Annotated in this window: 17 protein-coding genes; 5 read left to right on the top strand and 12 right to left on the bottom strand. The window is 67.7% G+C overall.

The genetic code is table 11. The features are described from left to right. The first annotated feature begins 249 nt into the window (after positions 1 to 249). From D4Q52_RS25055 to D4Q52_RS25045, 3 genes are read left to right on the top strand one after another with little or no spacing between them, the layout of a single operon-like run. The gene (locus tag D4Q52_RS25055; RefSeq protein WP_119859301.1) at positions 250 to 1,098 is read left to right on the top strand and encodes a chorismate mutase; all 849 of its coding nucleotides are present in this window, start codon (positions 250 to 252) and stop codon (positions 1,096 to 1,098) included. Positions 1,099 to 1,137: 39 nt separating this feature from the next. After that, positions 1,138 to 2,235: a histidinol-phosphate transaminase gene (gene hisC, locus D4Q52_RS25050; RefSeq protein WP_119859304.1), complete on the top strand. Its 1,098-nt coding sequence runs from the start codon at positions 1,138 to 1,140 to the stop codon at positions 2,233 to 2,235. Then, positions 2,232 to 3,173: a prephenate/arogenate dehydrogenase family protein gene (locus tag D4Q52_RS25045; RefSeq protein ID WP_119859300.1), complete on the top strand. Its 942-nt coding sequence runs from the start codon at positions 2,232 to 2,234 to the stop codon at positions 3,171 to 3,173. Before hisC ends, D4Q52_RS25045 begins: the two co-directional genes overlap by 4 nt. A 12-nt stretch (positions 3,174 to 3,185) precedes the next feature. Here D4Q52_RS25045 and D4Q52_RS25040 read toward each other — a convergent pair whose 3' ends face one another. The 6 genes from D4Q52_RS25040 to purD form a co-directional block, all read right to left on the bottom strand. After that, complete coding sequence (locus D4Q52_RS25040) at positions 3,186 to 3,953, bottom strand: maleate cis-trans isomerase family protein (RefSeq protein ID WP_119859299.1); 768 nt, start codon at positions 3,951 to 3,953, stop codon at positions 3,186 to 3,188. Between the two features lies 1 nt (position 3,954). Then, entirely contained in the window at positions 3,955 to 4,878 is a 924-nt protein-coding gene (locus tag D4Q52_RS25035; RefSeq protein ID WP_119859298.1) for an ABC transporter substrate-binding protein, read from the bottom strand. Further along, positions 4,875 to 6,197 carry an MFS transporter gene (locus D4Q52_RS25030; protein ID WP_119859297.1) on the bottom strand — a complete coding sequence of 441 codons (1,323 nt, stop codon included), beginning with the start codon at positions 6,195 to 6,197 and terminating at the stop codon, positions 4,875 to 4,877. The genes D4Q52_RS25035 and D4Q52_RS25030 overlap by 4 nt, the downstream gene beginning before the upstream one ends. 100 nt (positions 6,198 to 6,297) lie before the next feature. Continuing rightward, positions 6,298 to 7,239, bottom strand: coding sequence for a LysR family transcriptional regulator (locus tag D4Q52_RS25025; RefSeq protein ID WP_182915443.1), 942 nt, complete (start codon positions 7,237 to 7,239; stop codon positions 6,298 to 6,300). Between the two features lie 48 nt (positions 7,240 to 7,287). After that, positions 7,288 to 8,193: an alpha/beta fold hydrolase gene (locus D4Q52_RS25020; RefSeq protein WP_119859295.1), complete on the bottom strand. Its 906-nt coding sequence runs from the start codon at positions 8,191 to 8,193 to the stop codon at positions 7,288 to 7,290. Between the two features lie 129 nt (positions 8,194 to 8,322). Then, entirely contained in the window at positions 8,323 to 9,606 is a 1,284-nt protein-coding gene (gene purD, locus D4Q52_RS25015; protein ID WP_119859294.1) for a phosphoribosylamine--glycine ligase, read from the bottom strand. Positions 9,607 to 9,827: 221 nt separating this feature from the next. Here purD and xseA point away from each other — a divergent pair, with 221 nt between their 5' ends. Continuing rightward, positions 9,828 to 11,441, top strand: coding sequence for an exodeoxyribonuclease VII large subunit (gene xseA, locus D4Q52_RS25010; protein WP_119859293.1), 1,614 nt, complete (start codon positions 9,828 to 9,830; stop codon positions 11,439 to 11,441). Between the two features lie 109 nt (positions 11,442 to 11,550). Here xseA and D4Q52_RS25005 read toward each other — a convergent pair whose 3' ends face one another. Beyond that, positions 11,551 to 12,396 carry a dienelactone hydrolase family protein gene (locus D4Q52_RS25005; RefSeq protein ID WP_119859303.1) on the bottom strand — a complete coding sequence of 282 codons (846 nt, stop codon included), beginning with the start codon at positions 12,394 to 12,396 and terminating at the stop codon, positions 11,551 to 11,553. Positions 12,397 to 12,566: 170 nt separating this feature from the next. Here D4Q52_RS25005 and D4Q52_RS25000 point away from each other — a divergent pair, with 170 nt between their 5' ends. Then, positions 12,567 to 12,794, top strand: coding sequence for a DUF2093 domain-containing protein (locus D4Q52_RS25000; protein WP_119859292.1), 228 nt, complete (start codon positions 12,567 to 12,569; stop codon positions 12,792 to 12,794). Between the two features lie 3 nt (positions 12,795 to 12,797). Here the strand turns inward: D4Q52_RS25000 and lpxK are convergent, their stop codons facing one another. Genes lpxK through D4Q52_RS24975 form a run of 5 tightly spaced genes read right to left on the bottom strand, consistent with a single transcriptional unit; the run spans position 12,798 to position 17,647 of the window. Further along, positions 12,798 to 13,817, bottom strand: coding sequence for a tetraacyldisaccharide 4'-kinase (gene lpxK / locus D4Q52_RS24995; protein WP_119859291.1), 1,020 nt, complete (start codon positions 13,815 to 13,817; stop codon positions 12,798 to 12,800). Next, positions 13,810 to 15,156: a 3-deoxy-D-manno-octulosonic acid transferase gene (locus D4Q52_RS24990; RefSeq protein ID WP_182915442.1), complete on the bottom strand. Its 1,347-nt coding sequence runs from the start codon at positions 15,154 to 15,156 to the stop codon at positions 13,810 to 13,812. Before D4Q52_RS24990 ends, lpxK begins: the two co-directional genes overlap by 8 nt. A 16-nt stretch (positions 15,157 to 15,172) precedes the next feature. After that, positions 15,173 to 15,418, bottom strand: a complete 246-nt coding sequence (locus tag D4Q52_RS24985; protein WP_119859290.1) for a DUF4170 domain-containing protein — start codon at positions 15,416 to 15,418, stop codon at positions 15,173 to 15,175. Positions 15,419 to 15,450: 32 nt separating this feature from the next. Next, positions 15,451 to 16,263, bottom strand: coding sequence for an inositol monophosphatase family protein (locus D4Q52_RS24980; protein ID WP_119859289.1), 813 nt, complete (start codon positions 16,261 to 16,263; stop codon positions 15,451 to 15,453). Continuing rightward, positions 16,250 to 17,647: a TldD/PmbA family protein gene (locus tag D4Q52_RS24975; protein ID WP_119859288.1), complete on the bottom strand. Its 1,398-nt coding sequence runs from the start codon at positions 17,645 to 17,647 to the stop codon at positions 16,250 to 16,252. The genes D4Q52_RS24980 and D4Q52_RS24975 overlap by 14 nt, the downstream gene beginning before the upstream one ends. Positions 17,648 to 18,091: the final 444 nt, after the last annotated feature.

The raw sequence follows: 18,091 nt of genomic DNA, 5'->3' as shown, positions 1-18,091 counted from the left end.
GGGGGGCGCCCCCCCCGCCCCCCCCCCCGCGGGGGGGGGGGGGGCCCCGCAGCCGCGGGCACAGCGGATGAACTCTTCGCCACCCCACCCCGCGCGCTGCGCGAGCGACCCTCCCCCTCCAGGGGAGGGTGATCCTCGCGGGCGGCACCCTGCCCCAAAGCCAAATTCCTTTGCCTTCAATCGCCTGGTTTCCTAAGCAGAAGGTCGCATCGCGTCTTGCCCAGACTTCTCGCCTGAAGGTCCTCCACAATGACCCAGCCGCCCTCGCCGCCGTCGCTCAACGAGCTCCGCCAGGAGATCGACAGCATCGACGCGCAGGTTCATCAGCTGCTGATGCAGCGCGGCGACATCATCGACCGGCTGATTGCCGTGAAGCAGACCCAGGAGGTCGGCTCGGCGTTTCGGCCGGCGCGCGAGGCCGACATGATGCGGCGGCTGGTCGAGCGCCATAAGGGCATTCTGCCGCTCGACACCGTCGAGAGCATCTGGCGGGTGATCATCGCCACCTTCACCTATGTGCAAGCGCCGTTCTCGGTGCATGTCGACCAGTCGCTCGGCGAGTCGGCGATGCGCGATTCCGCCCGTTTCCATTTCGGCTTCACAGTGCCCTACGTGCCGCATTTCTCGGCCTCCGCCGCGGTCGAGGCGGTGGCCCGCTCCAAAGGCGACCTCGCGCTGGTGTCGGCGACCTCGGGCGCGACGCCGTGGTGGCTGGCGCTGGAAGCGGCCGGGGTGCCCAAGATCATCGCCCGGCTGCCGTTCATCGAGCGCGCCGATCACCCGGCGGCGCTGCCAGTGTTCGTGGTGTCGCGAGTCGCCGACAGCGCCATGGTCACCGAGGTCGAAACCTGGAGCATCCGGGTGTCGGGCTGGAATGCCGAAATCGCCCGGGCGATTTCGCCGCTGGCCGAGGTCGTGGCTGTCCCGGATACCGCTTTCGACGGCGCGGCCCTGCTGGTGTCGATCTCGGCGCCCTGCAGCCTCGATCAGATCAAGGCTGCCCTGATCGCAGCGGGGGCCTCGCTGCGTTCGTCGGCTCTCGTCGGCAGCCACGCGAGGCGCTATACGGTGCCCCCGAGCGGCAAGCCGACACCCTGAGGGGCCGGCGTTCGGCCGCCCGACCATCCGGAGTTGATGATGTCCCGTCCCGTGCCGAAGCCCGGCATCCTCGATATTGCGCCCTACACCCCCGGCAAGAGCCCGGTGGCCGAGCCCGGCCGCAAGGTGTTCAAGCTGTCCGCCAACGAGACGCCGTTCGGCCCCTCGCCGCACGCGATCGCGGCCTATAAGAGCGCGGCGGACCATCTCGAGGATTATCCGGAAGGCACCTCGCGGATCCTGCGCGAAGCCATCGGCAAGGCCTACGGGCTCGACCCCGACCGCATCATCTGCGGCGCCGGCTCGGACGAAATCCTCAATTTGCTGGCGCACACTTATCTCGGCCCGGGCGACGAGGCGATCTCGTCGCAGCACGGCTTCCTGGTCTATCCGATCGCCACGCTGGCGAACGGCGCCACCAACGTGGTCGCCGAGGAGAAGGACCTGACCTGCGACGTCGACGCGATCCTCGCCAAAGTGTCGCCGCGCACCAAGCTGGTGTGGCTCGCCAATCCCAACAACCCGACCGGCACCTACATCCCGTTCGACGAAGTCAAACGGCTGCGCGCCGGCCTGCCGTCGCATGTCGTGCTGGTGCTCGACGCAGCCTATGCGGACTACGTCTCGAAGAACGACTACGAGATCGGCATCGAGCTGGTGTCGACCACCGACAACACCGTACTGACCCACACCTTCTCCAAGGTGCACGGGCTGGCGGCGCTGCGCATCGGCTGGATGTTCGGGCCGGAGAATATCGTCGACGCGGTCAACCGCATCCGCGGCCCGTTCAACACGTCGATCCCGTCGCAGCTCGCCGCCGTCGCGGCGATCCAGGACACCGCGCATGTCGACATGTCGCGCATCCACACCGAGAAGTGGCGCGACCGGCTCACCGAGGAGCTCACCGCGCTCGGCCTGAAGGTGACGCCGAGCGTCTGCAACTTCGTGCTGATGCACTTCCCGACCACGCCGGGCAAGACCGCGGTGGAGGCCGACGCGTTCCTCACCAAGCGCGGCCTCGTGCTGCGCGCGCTCGGCAACTACAAGCTGCCGCACGCGCTGCGGATGACGATCGGCACCGATGAGGCCAACGAACTGGTGATCGAGGCGCTGCGCGAATTCATGGGCAAGCCATGAGTTCTGCGCCGCTGTTTCGCAAGCTGGCGCTGATCGGCTTCGGCCTGATCGGCGGCTCGATCGCCCGCGGCGCCAAGGCGCTCGGCCTCGCCGGCGAGATCGTCGCGACCGCGCGCTCGCCGCAGACCCGCGCGCGCGTGCAGGAGCTCGGCATCGTCGACCGCGTGGTCGAAACCAACGCCGAGGCGGTCGACGGCGCCGATCTCGTCATCCTGTGCATTCCGGTCGGCGCCTGCGGCCCGGTCGCGCAGGAGATCGCGCCGCATCTGGCGCCGGGTGCGATCGTCTCGGACGTCGGCTCGGTCAAGGGCGCGGTGCTGAAGGCGATGGCGCCGTATCTGCCGGAGGGCGTGCATTTTGTCCCGGCGCATCCGGTCGCCGGCACCGAGAATTCCGGCCCCGACTCCGGCTTCGCCGAGCTGTTCATCAACCGCTGGTGCATCCTGACGCCGCCCGAAGGCACCACGGCCGAGGCGACCGAGAAGCTCGCGGCGTTCTGGCGCGCGCTGGGCGCCAATGTCGAGATCATGACGCCCGAGCACCACGACCTGGTGCTGGCGGTGACCAGCCATCTGCCGCATCTGATCGCCTACACCATCGTCTCGACGGCCGAAGAGCTCGAAGGCGTGACGCAGTCGGAAGTGCTGAAATTCTCCGCCGGCGGCTTCCGCGACTTCACCCGCATTGCCGCGTCGGATCCCACGATGTGGCGCGACGTGTTCCTGACCAACAAGGACGCGGTGCTGGAGATGCTGGGCGAATTCCAGGAAGACCTGTCGAAGCTGACCCGCGCGATCCGCCGCGGCGACGGCGACGCGCTGTTCGAGCACTTCACCCGCACCCGCGCGATCCGCCGCGGCATCGTCCAGATCGGCCAGGACGCCGCCGCCGCGGACTTCGGACGACGCCCGAAGCAACTCGGCGCCAAGGCGGAGTAATCGGCGCGCGGGCTATGCGCCCGCCGCTTCCGCGGCGACGTGTGGCACCTCGAACAGCCGCCCGAACCGGCGATCATTCGGCGCGATGCCGTGCTGGTCCAGCAGATACCAGACCATGCACTGGTTGCTGGTCAGCACCGGCATGGCGATGCGGCGCTCGAGTTCGGCGACGATCGGCAGCGACTTGATCGCAGTGCAGCTGATCAGGCAGGCGTCGGCCGGGGTGGCGGCTTCGCGCTGCGCCCAGTCGAGTAGCGTCGCGGGCTCGCACCGCCCCATCTCGGTGTTGGTATCGATACCGAGCCAGGCGCTGTCCGCGACCTCGAATCCGCCGGCGACCAGGAAGTCGGCCTCGCGCTGATGCACCTCGCCGATATACGGCGTCAGCAGCGTCACGCGCCGCGCCTGCAGCCGCTGCAGCGCCGCGATGATCGCATCCGCGGTGGTGAAACACGGCAGGCCGGTGGCGGCCTGGATGCGATCACGAATCGTCCCGGCCAGATCCGGCGCGAAGGTCGACACCGCCGTGCAGTGAAACACGATGACGTCGACCTGGGCATCGGCGAGCAGCCGCGCCGCGGCCTCGAGCCCGTCCAGCATGGTCATCAGCTCGGCGCGCGAACTGCCGCGCAGCGGCAGCCGCGTCACCAGCGCGGAGACGCCCGCCGGCAGCATCGCGCGGATCTCGGGCTCCGCGACCGAATTGCCGGACGGGACCAGGACGCCGGCGCGCAGCCGGCGGCCGTAGTCGATCTCGACCAGGGCCGGTTCTCCCGGCATCTCAGACCCGCTCCTCGGCCGCGGCGATCTCGCGCTGCGCCGCGTGCAGATAGCTGCGATTGATGTAGTCGCTGGCCGCCGTCTTGGTGCGGTTCGGCACGGCGCGGATCAGCGACGAGATCTCGATCAGCGCCTGCACCGCGGCGTCGCTGGCATCGCCGTCGCGCGGGAAGATTTCGTCCGTTGTGTACTCGCTCCAGGCCTGCCGCGCGTAGTCCTCGGTGATGCCGGTTTCCGCCACCGCGATCGGGGTGACGGCGTCGCGGTCGGCGAAGAACAGCTGATGCGCACGGACGAAGGCGCGCATGAACGGCCGCATGATCTCCGGATTGGCCTTGGCCCAAACGCCATTGACGTTGAGCGAAGTAAACTGGAAGTCCGGCACCTCCTGGCGCGGCTCGCACAGGCTGGGATAGCCCTGATCGAGCGCGACGTAGTTCAGCGGCGCACCTTGCAGGCCGGCATCAATTTCGCCGGACTGCAGCATCTCCCAGCGCGTCAGGATCGGGCCGACCGCGCGCATCTGATAATCGCGCGGATATTCGAGGCCGCGGGCCGACAGCAGCTTCATCACCAGCGACGAACTGCCGGCTTCGATCGAGGACACGCCGACCGTCTTGCCGCGCAAATCCTCGATCGATCGGATCGTCTTGCCGGCCACGAAGGAGAACGGCAGGCGGTTGACGTTGCCGCCGATGATCTCGAGATCGCCGCCGGCCTCGCTGTCGAGCACGACGTGCTCGGTGATGCCGTAGCCGAGCTGGGCGCGGCCGTCGCGGATCCGCTGCGTGACGTCGTCGACGCCTTCATAGAGTTCGATGGTGACGTCGAGACCTTCGTCGGCGAACAGCCGGCGGTGCTGCGCCACCCAGATCGGCAGATTGAAGTAGTTGCGCGAGACGGCAGTGAACGTGATCTTCTTCATCGTGAAGCCTTTCCAACGAATGACACGGCGCCGTCCTGCGGCTCTGCTTGCGGCTGCGGAGACAGGCGGATCGGGGACTTGGCCCCGAAGGTGATGACGACGGCGCCGCCGAGCAGCAGCACGCCGGCGATCAGGAAGGCGCCCGAATAGCCGCCGGTGGCGGCGACGACGTAGCCGGTGACGATCGGCGCCGCGGTGCCGAACAGATTGCCGCCCATGATCAGCAGGCTGGTGGCGACGCCGTTGTAGCGGCCGTCGACCATCAGGTCGGCGGTCAGCGCGATGTTCATCGCCATCGCGGTGGCGACGCAGGCCAGCGAGATGCTGATCAGCGCTTCGATCAGCCAGATCGACTCGACCAGCGGCGCCGCCAGGATCACCGAGGACAGCAGTAGCATCGCGGCGATCAGCTTGCGGCGATCGGCATTGCGGGCGCCCTGGCGCTTCAGCAGCCGGTCGCTGAACCAACCGAGGCCGAGCCCGAGCACCGCGGCGACGCCGTAGGGGATCGCCGAAAACAGGCCCGACTTCAGCACGTCCATGCCCTTCGTGGCCGCCAGATAGCTCGGCAGCCAGGTCATGAACAGATACAGCGTGTAGCCGGCGCAGCCTTGCGTCAGCGCCAGCGCCAGCATCGACGGGTTGCGCAGCAGGTTCTTCAGCGCGACGAACTGACTGCCGCCGCCGTCATGCGCCGCCACGGCGCCGCGCGTGCTGAGGATCAGATCGCGCTCGTCCTTGCCGAGCCAGGACGCTGCTTCCGGCCGCCGATAGAACAGGAACCACACCAGCGCCAGCACCAGACCGAACGCGCCGGTGATGTAGAAAGACTCCCGCCAGCCGAAGCTGACGATCAGCGTGCCGACCACGACCGAGCCGACGCACAGACCGGCATGCGCGCCGGAATTGAGAAACGCGGAGGCGAGGCCACGCTCGCTCTCCGGCGCCCATTCGCGGATGATCTTGCCGCCGGCCGGATAGCTCGCCGACTCGCCGATGCCGAGCACCAGGCGGGACGCGAACAGCGACGAATAGGTGCTGGCGAGGCCGGTCCAGATTCCGGCCAGCGACCACAGGCCGAGCGTGCTGTAGGTGACGGCGCGGCCGCCGAACCGATCCGCCAGCAGCCCCATCGGGATCAGGCAGATCAGATAGGTCCACAGGAAGGCCGAGAAGATGTAGCCCATGTCGATCGGCGACAGCTGATAGGTGTCCGCAATCGACTTCGCCGCAACTGACAGGTTCACCCGGTCGAGGTAGTTGATGAACATCAGCACGAACAGGCCGGCGTAGACTAAATAGCGCTTCCTCGAAGCCATCGTATTTCCTCCCAGCGTTTATCTGTTGTTGGCCGGGACGATGTCACGAAGCGCTGCAGCAAATACAACTCATAATGGTCATGATGCTTATGAACCGGATTCATACGCCGGCGAGGAACTCGCGCGCGATCAGCGAGCGCAGCCAGGCGTGGCCCGGATCGGTGCGGTAGCGAGGATCCCATTCGAGATCGATCGCGAAGCGGACATCGTCGATCGGAAACGCGCTCGCGACATGCACCGCCTGCCGGTCCTCGTCGCGCGCCCAGCGCGCCGGCATCGCGGCGACCAGATCGCTGTTGGCGACGATGTGGCGGGCGTCGCGCCAGCTCGGCACGCTGAACACGATGTTGCGCGCGTAGCCGCGCAGCCGCAGCGCGTCGTCGATGATGTTGGTGCCGATCGTGCCGACGACTTTGACATGGTCGAGCGCCGCATAGCCGGCCAGGGTCAGTTTGCGGCGGCGCGCCGGATGGCCGCGCCGCATCAGCACGACGAACTTCTCGTCGACCAGGCGCAGCCGCGCGCGGTCTTCCGAGACGGTGCCCGACGCGCCGAGCCGGACGTGAATCTCGTCGCCGATGATTTCGTCCTCGCGCGGATCGCCGCTGAAATGTGCCGCATCGAGCCGCACCCCCGGCGCGGCGCGGCGCAGCGCCGGACACAGCCGCTGCAGCAGATGGCTGGAGATGTATTCGGACAGCCGCAGCCGGAACGTCCGCTCCGCGGTGGCGGGGTCGAACACCGCCGCATCGTCGATGGTGCGCTCGAGCTGTTCGAGCGCTGCCCGCGTCGCCGCCGCAATGTCGAGCGCCCGGCGGGTCGGGTTCATCCCGGTCGGCGCCCGGACAAACAACGGATCGCCAAATGCCAGGCGCAGCCGGCCGAGCGCATGACTGACGGCGGATTGCGTCAGGCCAAGTCGCACCGCCGCCTTGGAGACGCTGCGCTCGGCGACCAGCGTCTCCAGCATCACCAGCAGATTGAGGTCGATCTTGCGCGATCGCAGCGTCGGTCGGCTTTGCGGCATGCTCGCAGCTAGCACAGTTCGATCCGGCTGCGGCGCAGGAACTTCTTTGCGGCGGCGCGGCGGTCAGGCGGCGGTGAAGAACTTCAGCAACGCGTCTGCTGTTTGCTGCGGTGCTTCCTCGGTCAGGAAGTGGCCGGAATCGACCGCGTGGCCCTGAACGTCTTTGGCCCAGTTCTTCCAGGTGTCGAGCGGCGTGGCGGCCGATTGGGCGATGCCGGCATCACCCCACAGCGCCAGCATCGGCACTTGGATCTTATTGCCGGCTTCGAGGTCGGCCTTGTCGTGCTCGTAGTCGGCGAAGGCGCCGGCGCGATAGTCCTCGCACATCGCGTGCAGCCGCATCGGATCGCGGAACGGCGCAAGATAATGCTCGAGCGCGCGCGGATCGAAGCAGGACAGATCGTGCTGCTTGGCCCAGCTCGCCAGCTTGTTCTTGAGGAAGAAATCGGGCGCCGCCGCGATCAGCGTCTCCGGCAGCGGCGAAGGCTGCGCCAGGAAGCTCCAGTGATACACTTTGAGCGCGTAGCGGCGGTCCATGCGCTGCCAGTATTCGTAGGTCGGCAGGATATCGAGCGTCGCCAGCTTGGTCAGCCGCCCCGGCTGATCGAGCGCCATCCGGTAGCTGACGCGGCCGCCGCGGTCGTGGCCGGCGAGGCCGAAGCGGACATGGCCGAGCTGCTCCATCGCCTCGATCAGCTGCCGGGCCATCGCCCGCTTGGTATAGGGCGTATGCTGATCGTCGCTCTCCGGCATGTCCGACCAGCCGTAGCCGGGCAGATCGGCGATGATCAGCTTGAACTTCTCCGCCAGCGTCGGCGCAACGCGGTGCCACATCACGTGGGTCTCGGAGAAGCCGTGCAGCAGCAACAGCGGCGGCCCGGCGCCGCCGACCCGCGCAAAGATGCGGCCCGACGAGGTGTTGATCCATTCCGAGCCAAAACCCGGAAACAAGTCGGCGAGATCGGACATCGGTTGGTTCTCTCGGAGTTCGTTGCCGTCATTGCGAGCGAAGCGAAGCAATCCAGCTCCGAGCATTGAGCTCCTGGATTGCTTCGTCGCTTCGCTCCTCGCAATGACGGAGCGAAGCCGATAACGCTCCTACTTCTTCCGGCGTTCCCGCGCCACTGCCTGCCAGCCAATGTCGCGGCGGCAGAAGCCTTCGGGCCAGTTGATCACGCCGATTGCCTCGTAGGCGCGGCGCTGCGCCTCGGCGACGGTCTTGGCCGAGGCCGTCACCGCCAGCACGCGGCCGCCATTGGCGAGAATCCAGTCGCCCGACGCCATGGTGCCGGCGTGGAAGATCTGCACGCCGGGAATCTTCTCGGCGCGGTCGAGGCCGGCGATGCGGGTGCCCTTTTCGTAAGCGCCCGGATAGCCCTTGGCGGCCATCACCACCGTCAGCGCCGGCTCGTCGAACCAGCGCAGCGTGACATGCTTGAGCTGGCCGTCGACGCAGGCGAGCAGCGCCGGCACGATGTCTGACATCATCCGCATCATCAGCACCTGGCATTCCGGATCGCCGAACCGGACGTTGTATTCGATCAGTTGCGGGCCTTCGTCGGTGATCATCAGCCCGGCGAACAGCACGCCCTTGAACGGCATGCCCATCGCTTTCATAGCCTTCAGCGTCGGCGTGATGATCTGCTCCATCGCCTGCCTGCAGACCGCATCGGTCATCACCGGCGCCGGCGAATAGGCGCCCATGCCGCCGGTGTTGGGGCCCTTGTCGCCGTCGTAAGCGCGCTTGTGGTCCTGCGCGGTGGCGAGCGGCAGCGCGTGCTCGCCGTCGCACAGCACGAAGAACGACGCCTCTTCGCCGACCAGGAAATCCTCGACCACTACCTCGACGCCGGCGTCGCCGAGCGCGCCGCCGAACATCATGTCGATCGCGGCCTCCGCCTCGGCGAGCGTCATCGCCACCACCACGCCCTTGCCGGCGGCGAGGCCGTCGGCCTTGACCACGATCGGGGCGCCCTGGGCGCGGATATAGGCCTTGGCCTCGTTCGGATCGCCAAACCGCTCATAGGCGGCGGTCGGGATGTCGTGCGCCTTGCACAGATCCTTGGTGAAGCCCTTGGAGCCTTCGAGCTGCGCCGCCGCCTTGCTGGGGCCGAACGCCTTGATGCCGACCGCGGCGAGATCGTCGACGATGCCGGCGGCGAGCGGCCCCTCCGGCCCGACCACGACCAGCTCGATGTCCTTGTCCTTGCAGAACTGGATCACCGCGCGATGGTCGGTGACGTCCAGCGGCACGCAGATCGCCTCTTGGGCGATGCCGGCGTTGCCGGGAGCACAGAACAGCTTGGTGACCAGCGGCGAGGCCGCGATCTTCCACGCCAGCGCGTGTTCGCGCCCGCCCGAACCGAGAAGGAGAATGTTCATTGCGCAGCCCGACCGTGCCCGTGGATCCGAAGCCGGGGTGTAACACGCCGGGACAACGGGGCAACGGCCCGCAGCAGACATGTGGATATGTGGTCAATCGCGGCAAAAGCCGCCTCCGGCACGATCCGGCCGCATCCGCATGCGACGAGAGATCGGCAGGCGGTTGGCGCGCCTGCCGAAAATCCCTACCTTCCACACTTCATCCACAGCACCCGAATCGCATGGCCCGAACGCTCGCTCCCCAAGCCCTCGCCAATGTCGGCGAATTCACCGTTTCCGAGCTGTCGCAGGCGCTGAAGCGGACGGTGGAGGACACCTATGGGCATGTCCGGGTGCGCGGCGAGATCTCCGGGTTTCGCGGCGCGCATTCGTCGGGGCACTGCTATTTCGCGCTGAAAGACGAGAGCGCCAAGATCGAGGCGGTGATCTGGAAGGGCGTCGCCGGGCGGATGCGGTTCAAGCCGCAGGAAGGCCTCGAGGTCATCGCCACCGGCAAGCTGACCACCTACCCCGGCTCGTCGAAATATCAGATCGTGATCGAGGCACTGGAGCCCGCCGGCGTCGGCGCGCTGATGGCCTTGATGGAAGAGCGCAAGCGCAAGCTCGGCGCCGAGGGCCTGTTCGACGAGGCGCGCAAGCAATTGCTGCCATGGCTGCCCGAAGTGATCGGCGTCGTCACCTCGCCCACCGGCGCGGTGATCCGCGACATCCTGCACCGGCTCGAAGACCGCTTCCCGCGCCGCGTGCTGGTGTGGCCCGTCAAGGTGCAGGGCGAAGGCTCGGCCGAACAGGTCGCGGCCGCGATCAACGGCTTCAACGCGCTGCCGGAGGACGGACCGATCCCGCGGCCCGATCTCTTGATCGTCGCGCGCGGCGGCGGCTCGCTGGAAGATCTGTGGTCGTTCAACGAGGAGATCGTGGTCCGCGCCGCGGCCGACAGCCTGATCCCGCTGATCTCCGCGGTCGGCCACGAGACCGACGTGACGCTGATCGACTTCGCCGCCGACAAGCGCGCGCCGACGCCGACTGCCGCCGCCGAAATGGCGGTGCCGGTGCGGGCCGAGCTGTTCGTCGAGGTCGGCGGCTTGTCGCGGCGGATGATGCTGTGCTGGTCGCGCAGCCAGGACGCGCGCCGCAACGAGCTGCGCGCCGCCGCGCGGGCGCTGCCGGCCGCCAACGAATTGCTCGCGGTGCCGAGGCAGCGGCTCGACGGCGCCGCCGCCGGCCTGCCACGGGCGCTGCGCGCCAACACCCACGCGCACCATCGCCGCTACGCCAAGGCGGCGGCCGGAATGACGCTGACGGTTCTGAAGGCGCAAGTGGCGCATAGCGCCCATCGCCTGTCCGTCAGTGGTCAGCGGCTTCAGCATTGCACCCGTGCGGTGCTGCGGCATCGCCGCGACCGCTTCGACGGGCTGGCGATCCGGCTGCAGGCCTCCAAGCTCGCCAATGAGCAGGCGCAGCGGATGCGAATTGCGCGCGAGCGCGAGCGGATGCTGCGGCTGTCCGAGCGCGCCCGCCGGGCGCTGGCGACCTTGCTCGACCGCCACCAGGCGCGCGTCGACACCACCGGCAAGCTGCTGACCGCATTGTCTTATCGCGGCGTGCTCGCGCGCGGTTTCGCGCTGGTGCGGAACGCCGAGGGTCACGCGGTCCATGCCGCAGCTGCCGTCGAAGCCGGCGCGCGGCTCAGCGTCGAATTTGCCGATGGCCGCGTCGGCGTCACCGCGGATGGCGGCGACGGCACGGCTCGCGAATTGACCCGGCCGGCGGCCTCGCCAAAGCCGGCGCCAAAGCGCATCGTCAAGGCCGCCGATCAGGGTTCGCTGTTCTAGAGCTTTTCTGGCTCTGATAAGATCAGAACCGGAGCTCTAGTTCTTTCTTTGAAGCGCTTTCTTCACGCGAACCGGTATCCACTTCGCTCGACAACGCTCTAGCCGAGAGTCATCGCCCCAGCCAATGTGCGACGCGCTTTTCCGCGTCGGCACGGGCGGCCGGGTCGAAGCCGAGATGGCCGTGCTCGGGCGCCTCGGGATCGGCCGCGCTGGTCAGATGCAGCGAAACGCCGGGCTGGTCGAAATCGTGATAGACACCCGGATACACCACCAGACGCGTCAACGCGCTGCGGCCCTGCGCGCCGTCGACCATCGCGCGGCAGGCCGACGCCGAAGTGATGTCGTCGCTGCCGCCGATCAACACCAGCGTCGGCACCCTCGCGCTCCAGCCCAGCCGCGCTGAACTGCGGCAATCCGGATAAAACGCCACCGCCGAGCGGAATTCGGGCTCGCCCTTGGCCAGCACCGTCTGCGGCCGCACGGCCCAGAGCAATGCGCTGGCGCCGGTATCCCACCCGACCAGACCGATACGGTGGCGGACAACCCAGGCCTGCTCGGCCAGCCAATGCCGGGCTGCGCTGATGTCGGCCAGCCGCTCGCGCCGCGCCGTCATGCGGCGGGTCTTGGCGTGGCATTGCGGGCCGAGTTCGCGAGAGCCGTAGCTGTCGGGCCACAACACCGCATGGCCGGTCTTGAGCAATTGTTCGGCCCAATCGGCATAGCGGGACCGTACCGGGGCCGCAGTGCCAGACAGTCCAGCGCAGCCATGCAGCGCCACCACGGTCGGAAACGGGCCGTCGCCATCCGGCTTGTAGAGCTGCGCGTGCAACACGCCGCCAGCGCGCGGAATTTCAACCGCGACCGGCTTGGCCGGTGACGCCAGCGCCGAGGAGGCCAGGGCGACATGGCCGGCGCACAGCAAGGCAGCGATCGAGGGAAGAAAGCGTAGTCGCATCATCGGGTCCCGGCGGGACGATGTCCGAAGACTTCGCCGCCGCAAAGATTATCATGTGGATTCGCGCCCGATTCATCACAAGTCGGTGGCCGCTGGCCGCGGCGCTGCGCGATTTGGAATCGGCGCGAAATGCATTATGTGTGGGGCGATCACCAGCTCAGGAGACAGCCGTGCTCAACAAATTTGGCCCGTCCGGCTCGGGCGAAGCGCAGGTGCAGTATCTCGATGGCGATTTCCGCGTGATCTCGCCCGGTACCTACGTCCGCTGCGCCGTCACTGCTGTGCAGATCCCGCTCGACGAGCTGAAGTACTGGAGCGTCGACCTGAAGGAAGCTTATGCCACGCCCGAAGCGGTGCTGCAGCGGCATTACCCCAATGCCGGCACGCTGAAGGCCTGAGCCTCACCGCACGTCCGACCGACGCGCCTGTATCTGATTGATCCGTTCGAGCAGCAGCGTCCGCAGTGGCGCGATCGTCTCGATCTCGAGCGTGACGGGCAGCGGCAGGATCCGGCTTCGTAGCGAAGTGGCCGCAGGACCGATCCGCGCCAGATCCTTCTCCGTGGTCACCAGGGTCAGACCGCCGCGGCCCGCATCTTCGTCGAGGCGCGCCAGATCGGCAGCCGTGAACGGGTGATGGTCGGCAAAAGCCCGCTCCTCGACCACCTCAATGCCGGCATTGCGCAGCGTCACGAAGAACCGCAGCGGATCGCCGATGCCGGCGAAAGCCAGCGCGCGGCAGCCTTTCAGCGTGGCCAGCGCCGCTTCGTCAGGCCGCAATTGCGCACGTAGCACCGGGCCGCCGCGCGCAGCAATTTCCGCCGCGATGCCATCGGCCGCGTCGCCATCGCCGATGATGATCAGCGCGTCGGTTCGCTCGATCTGCAGCCGCAACGGCGCGCGCAGCGGGCCGGCGGGAAATACGCTGCCGTTACCGACGCCGCGCCGGCTGTCGATCACGATCAGCGAAAGATGCTTGACCAGCGCCGGGTTCTGGAAGCCGTCATCCATCACGATGACGCTGGCGCCTTGCGAGCGCGCCAGCGCGGCGCCGTCGACCCGGTCGCGCGCCACCACGACCGGCACGCGGCGTGCCATCATCAGCGGCTCGTCGCCGACATCGGCGGCGCTGTGGCGCTGCGGGTCGACGCCGATCGGACCATGCAGCCGCCCGCCATAGCCGCGGCTCAGCACCGCCGGCCGTTCACCGAGCTGACGCAGCAGTTCCACCAGTGCCAGCGTGGTCGGCGTCTTGCCGGCACCGCCGAGATGATAGTTGCCGACGCAGATCACCGGCACGCCGGCCTCGAGGCCGGTCTTGTGCATGCGGCTCGCCGTGATCTCGCCGTAGATGGCGCCGAGCGGCAGCAACAGACGGGACAGCAAGGACGGTGGCCGGTGCCAGAAGGCCGGCTCACGCATGGGCGGCGTCCTGCTCGATCTGCAATTGCAGCAGGTAGGGTTCGAGCGCCGAGACGGTGCGATCGAGCGCGCCGCCGAGCCTGTCGACCACCTCGGTCGCCGCGTCGATCGACGCCTGCCGGGCCGGACCGTCGGACAACAGCTGCCCGAACCGCCGCACCAGCGTCTCGACATCGCCGGCGGTGAAGGCGCCGCCAGCGTCGTCGAGCGCGTGGTACACTTCGCTGAAGTTGGCGACGTGCGGCCCATGCACGATCGAGGCGCCGAGCTTGACGGCCTCGATCGGATTCTGGCCGCCGTGCTCGATCAGCGAGCCGCCCATGAATACGATCGGCGCCAGCCGGTAGAACAAGCCGAGTTCGCCCATCGTATCGGCCACATAGATCGCGGTCGCGGCGGTCGGCAACTGCTCGCGCGAGCGCAGCGAGGCCCCTAATCCTGCCGACTCGACCAACTGGGCGATCTGCTCGCCGCGATGCGGATGCCGCGGCACGATCACCGTCAGCAGCGTCGGAAACACGCCCGAGAGGGTGCGATGCACGTCGAGCAGGATCTCTTCCTCGCCCGGATGCGTCGAGGCCGCGACGATCACCGGACGACCGCGCGTCACCGCCATCAGCCGTTCCAGCCGCGCCGGATCGCCCGGCGGCGGAGCGACGTCCATTTTCAGATTGCCGGTAGTGATGACGTTGGGGCTGCCGAGCGCCGAGAAGCGCTCCGCGTCCATCTGCGACTGCGCGAGGCAGATGTCGAACTTGCCGAGCAGCGTGCCGATCGTTGCGGACGCGCGCTGCCAGCGCGGAAACGAACGCGGCGACATCCGGCCGTTGATCAGCACCATCGGCAGCCGCCGCGCCGCGGAGGCGAGGATCAGGTTCGGCCACAGATCGGATTCGATGAACAGCGCCAGCGATGGCTGCCAGTGATCGAGAAAGCGCGCGACGAAGCTCGGCGCATCGTAGGGAATGAACTGGTGGATGATATCGGGCGGAAACCGCTTCGCCACGATCTCGGCCGACGTCACGGTGCCGGACGTCAGCAGGATCCGCAGGTTGAGGTCGCGCAGCCGCTCGATCAGGCCCGCCGCAGCCAGCACTTCGCCGACGCTGGCGCCGTGGATCCACACCAGCGGCCCGTGCGGACGCACGTGGGCCGCGACACCGCGGCGCTCGTTGACGCGCGAGGCCTCTTCCTTGCCCTGCTTGAGCCGGCGCTTGATCAGCAATGATGCGAGCGGAGCGACACCCGCGGTGAGCTTCTGATAGACGCGCAGCGTCATCGGCAGCGGTTCGGCCAGCAACGGCCCCGCCTGCCACCGCGGAGGTGACGCGCTCGTCATCGCAATCAAGGCCTCGTTAATGCGCCGGCTTCGCGTCCTGGCCGGGATCCAGCAGGCGATGCAGATGAACGATGAAATAGCGCATGTGAGCGTTGTCGACGGTCTGTTGAGCTTTCGCTTTCCACGCCACGAAGGCTGTCGCGTAGCTCGGATACACCCCGACGATGTCCACCTTGTCGAGGTCGCGGAAGGTGACGTTCTCGAGATCTTCCAGTTCGCCCCCGATTACGAGGTGGAGCAACTGCTGCGCATTGTCGGACATCAAACTTCCTCGGCGGAAAACGGCGGCGCGGGTCAGCTCCCGGGACGGCGGAAATGCTCGACGATTCGAGCATGTCGATCGCGCCCGGCGGCCACCAGCACTCCATGCGTGACCTCCGGACGGTTGTAAACGATGGGTTCGCCCGCGAGACCCGTTAGTTTACCATTCGCTTCGTGCACGATCAAATCGGCCGCAGCAAGGTCCCAATCGCGGCTTTGCCCGCCCGCGAAGGCGACGTCAAGGCGATCATCGGCCACACCGCACAGCCGCAGCGCCAGCGAGCCGATCCGCGGCAGGATCTGCGCAGTGTTCGGCAGCCTCATCCGCTCGATCAGCGGCTTCGGCCCTGCGATCCGTGCAGCCTCGAAGTCCGCGCCGGCGCTGGCGCGGATCGGCGCGCCGTTCAGCGTTGCGCCGGCGCCGCGCGCCGCGAAATAGAACTCGTTGGTGACCGGCGCAAACACCGCGCCCAGCAGCGGCGACGAATTTTCGATCAGCGCCGCCGACACGCACCAATCGCTGCGGCCGGCGAGATACGACCTCGTGCCATCGATCGGATCGATGATCCAGACCCGCTGCTTGCCGAGTCGCGCCGGATCGTCGGCGCTCTCTTCGGACAGCCAGCCGTAATCCGGCGTCGCCGACTGCAGCCGCTCGCGGATCAGATCGTTGGCGGCAATGTCCGCGTCCGACACCGGCGACGACGCGCCCTTGGTCCAGTTCCGCACGTCGGTGCCGAACATCGACAGCGCCAACGCGCCGGCCTCGCGGACGGTGGCGACGAGCAGCGCGGCGTCGGGCGACAGCCCGGCAGGATGTCCGAGATCGAGACTAGCGTCCGGCAACCGTCAGCCCCTCGATCCGCAGCGTCGGCGCGTTGACGCCGTAGCGGAAGCTGAGATCGTTCGCCGGCGTGAGCGTCTTGTAGATATCGAACAGATGGCCCGCGATGGTAACTTCGCTGACCGCGTAGGTGCACTCGCCGTTCTCGATCCAGAACCCGGCGGCGCCGCGGCTGTAGTCGCCGGTGACGCCGTTGACGCCCGAGCCGATCAGATCGGTGATGTAGAAGCCTTGTTTGATGTCGCTCATCAGCTCGGCCGGGCTCAGCCTGCCGGCTTCCAGATGCACGTTGTAGGCGCCCGGCGACGGCGATGACGATACGCCGCGATGCGCGTGACCGGTGGTGGTGAGGCCGAGTTCGCGCGCCGTGGCGCAGTCGAGCAGCCATGACGTCAACACGCCGTCGTCCACCAACGCGAGCTGCTTGACCGCGACGCCCTCGGCATCGAACGGCTGCGAGCGCAGCCCGCGCTTGCGCAGCGGATCGTCGATGATGCGGATGCCGTCGCCGAACAGCTTGGCGCCGAGCTTGTCCTTCAGGAACGAGGTCTTGCGCGCGATCGAGGCGCCGTTGATGGCGCCGATCAGATGGCCGACCAGCGAGCCGGCGACGCGCGGATCGAAGATCACCGGCACCTTGCAGGTCTCGACCTTGCGCGGCGCGAGCCGGGCGATCGCGCGCTCGCCGGCAACCCGGCCGACCGTCTCGGGCGACATCAGGTCCTCGGCGTGCGGCGCCGTGGTGTATTCGTAGTCGCGCTCCATGCCGGTGCCTTCGCCGGCGATCGCGGTCATCGAGACGCCCTGGCTCGAACGCAGATAGGCCCCATGGAAGCCGGTCGACGTCACCAGCACCATGCCGCCGATCCCCGACGATGCCGAGGCGCCGCCCGATTTGCTGACGCCCTTCACCGCCATCGCGGCTTCTTCGGCCGCACGCGCACGACGCTCGAGCTCGGCGGTCGACGGCGTTTGCGGATCGAGCATGTCGAGCTGCGGTAAGTCGCGCGCCAGCAGGGCCGGATCGGCAAGACCGACATATTTGTCGTCCGGCGCGACGCGGGCCATCGCCACCGCGCGCTCGGCGAGCTGCGCGACGCCGTCGCCTGTGATGTCGTTGGTGGAGACGACAGCCTGGCGACGTCCGACCAAGACGCGCAGCCCGACATCGTCGCCTTCAGAGCGCTCGGATTCCTGGATCCGACCATCGCGTAGTTCGACACCATGCGAAACACCGCGCACCGCAACCGCATCGGCTTGGTCGGCACCTGCCTTCAGCGCCGCGTCGACCAGCCGCTGCGCGAGGTCGCTCAGCGCCGACTGATCGAGCAGCCCTTGATCCGCGGAAGGGGGAGAAGCGAGAGACGCAGTTGGTGAAGAGTTCACAAACAAAAATCCTGAAGCTGAAGCGGATGGGGCGAGGCCGTGAGCGCCGCCGACGCCAGCAAGAGATGTGCCTGATCGACGCGGACTTCAAGCACGTCGCCCGCTGCCGGACACGGGCATTGTCGGCTTTCCCGCAAGCTTTCGTCAATCATGCGAGCCAAGCTTCTGTCAATCATGAGAGCCGAAGCAGGCCGAGTCAGCTTCGATTAACCAGCCTTTTTAAGCGATTCCGGACCGCGCTCTGGCAAGCTTCACGCATCGACCGGGTACATAAATCCGGCGGGGAGAACACAGACGTGAGGCGTCAAACAGCAACAGGCGGACATGCGTCCGCCGGGTGGGGCCGCGGCGTTGGGGGGGGCCCCCCCAGAAAGGCGATAACCAGAGCATGGCCCGCAGTGGGGGGCGCAGGGGGGCGCCCCGGAAAAGGGGCGCGGAGGGTGG

This window comes from Rhodopseudomonas palustris, from assembly GCF_003591005.1.
GTDB lineage: Bacteria > Pseudomonadota > Alphaproteobacteria > Rhizobiales > Xanthobacteraceae > Rhodopseudomonas > Rhodopseudomonas palustris_K.
This window is presented reverse-complemented; position numbering and strand designations above follow the sequence as displayed.

Coding starts and splice junctions, on each gene's coding strand:
- D4Q52_RS25055 (WP_119859301.1), top strand. CDS start 250: ATGACCCAGCCGCCCTCGCCGCCGTCGCTCAACGAGCTCCGCCAGGAG.
- hisC (WP_119859304.1), top strand. CDS start 1,138: ATGTCCCGTCCCGTGCCGAAGCCCGGCATCCTCGATATTGCGCCCTAC.
- D4Q52_RS25045 (WP_119859300.1), top strand. CDS start 2,232: ATGAGTTCTGCGCCGCTGTTTCGCAAGCTGGCGCTGATCGGCTTCGGC.
- D4Q52_RS25040 (WP_119859299.1), bottom strand. CDS start 3,953: ATGCCGGGAGAACCGGCCCTGGTCGAGATCGACTACGGCCGCCGGCTG.
- D4Q52_RS25035 (WP_119859298.1), bottom strand. CDS start 4,878: ATGAAGAAGATCACGTTCACTGCCGTCTCGCGCAACTACTTCAATCTG.
- D4Q52_RS25030 (WP_119859297.1), bottom strand. CDS start 6,197: ATGGCTTCGAGGAAGCGCTATTTAGTCTACGCCGGCCTGTTCGTGCTG.
- D4Q52_RS25020 (WP_119859295.1), bottom strand. CDS start 8,193: ATGTCCGATCTCGCCGACTTGTTTCCGGGTTTTGGCTCGGAATGGATC.
- purD (WP_119859294.1), bottom strand. CDS start 9,606: ATGAACATTCTCCTTCTCGGTTCGGGCGGGCGCGAACACGCGCTGGCG.
- xseA (WP_119859293.1), top strand. CDS start 9,828: ATGGCCCGAACGCTCGCTCCCCAAGCCCTCGCCAATGTCGGCGAATTC.
- D4Q52_RS25005 (WP_119859303.1), bottom strand. CDS start 12,396: ATGCGACTACGCTTTCTTCCCTCGATCGCTGCCTTGCTGTGCGCCGGC.
- lpxK (WP_119859291.1), bottom strand. CDS start 13,817: ATGCGTGAGCCGGCCTTCTGGCACCGGCCACCGTCCTTGCTGTCCCGT.
- D4Q52_RS24990 (WP_182915442.1), bottom strand. CDS start 15,156: ATGACGAGCGCGTCACCTCCGCGGTGGCAGGCGGGGCCGTTGCTGGCC.
- D4Q52_RS24985 (WP_119859290.1), bottom strand. CDS start 15,418: ATGTCCGACAATGCGCAGCAGTTGCTCCACCTCGTAATCGGGGGCGAA.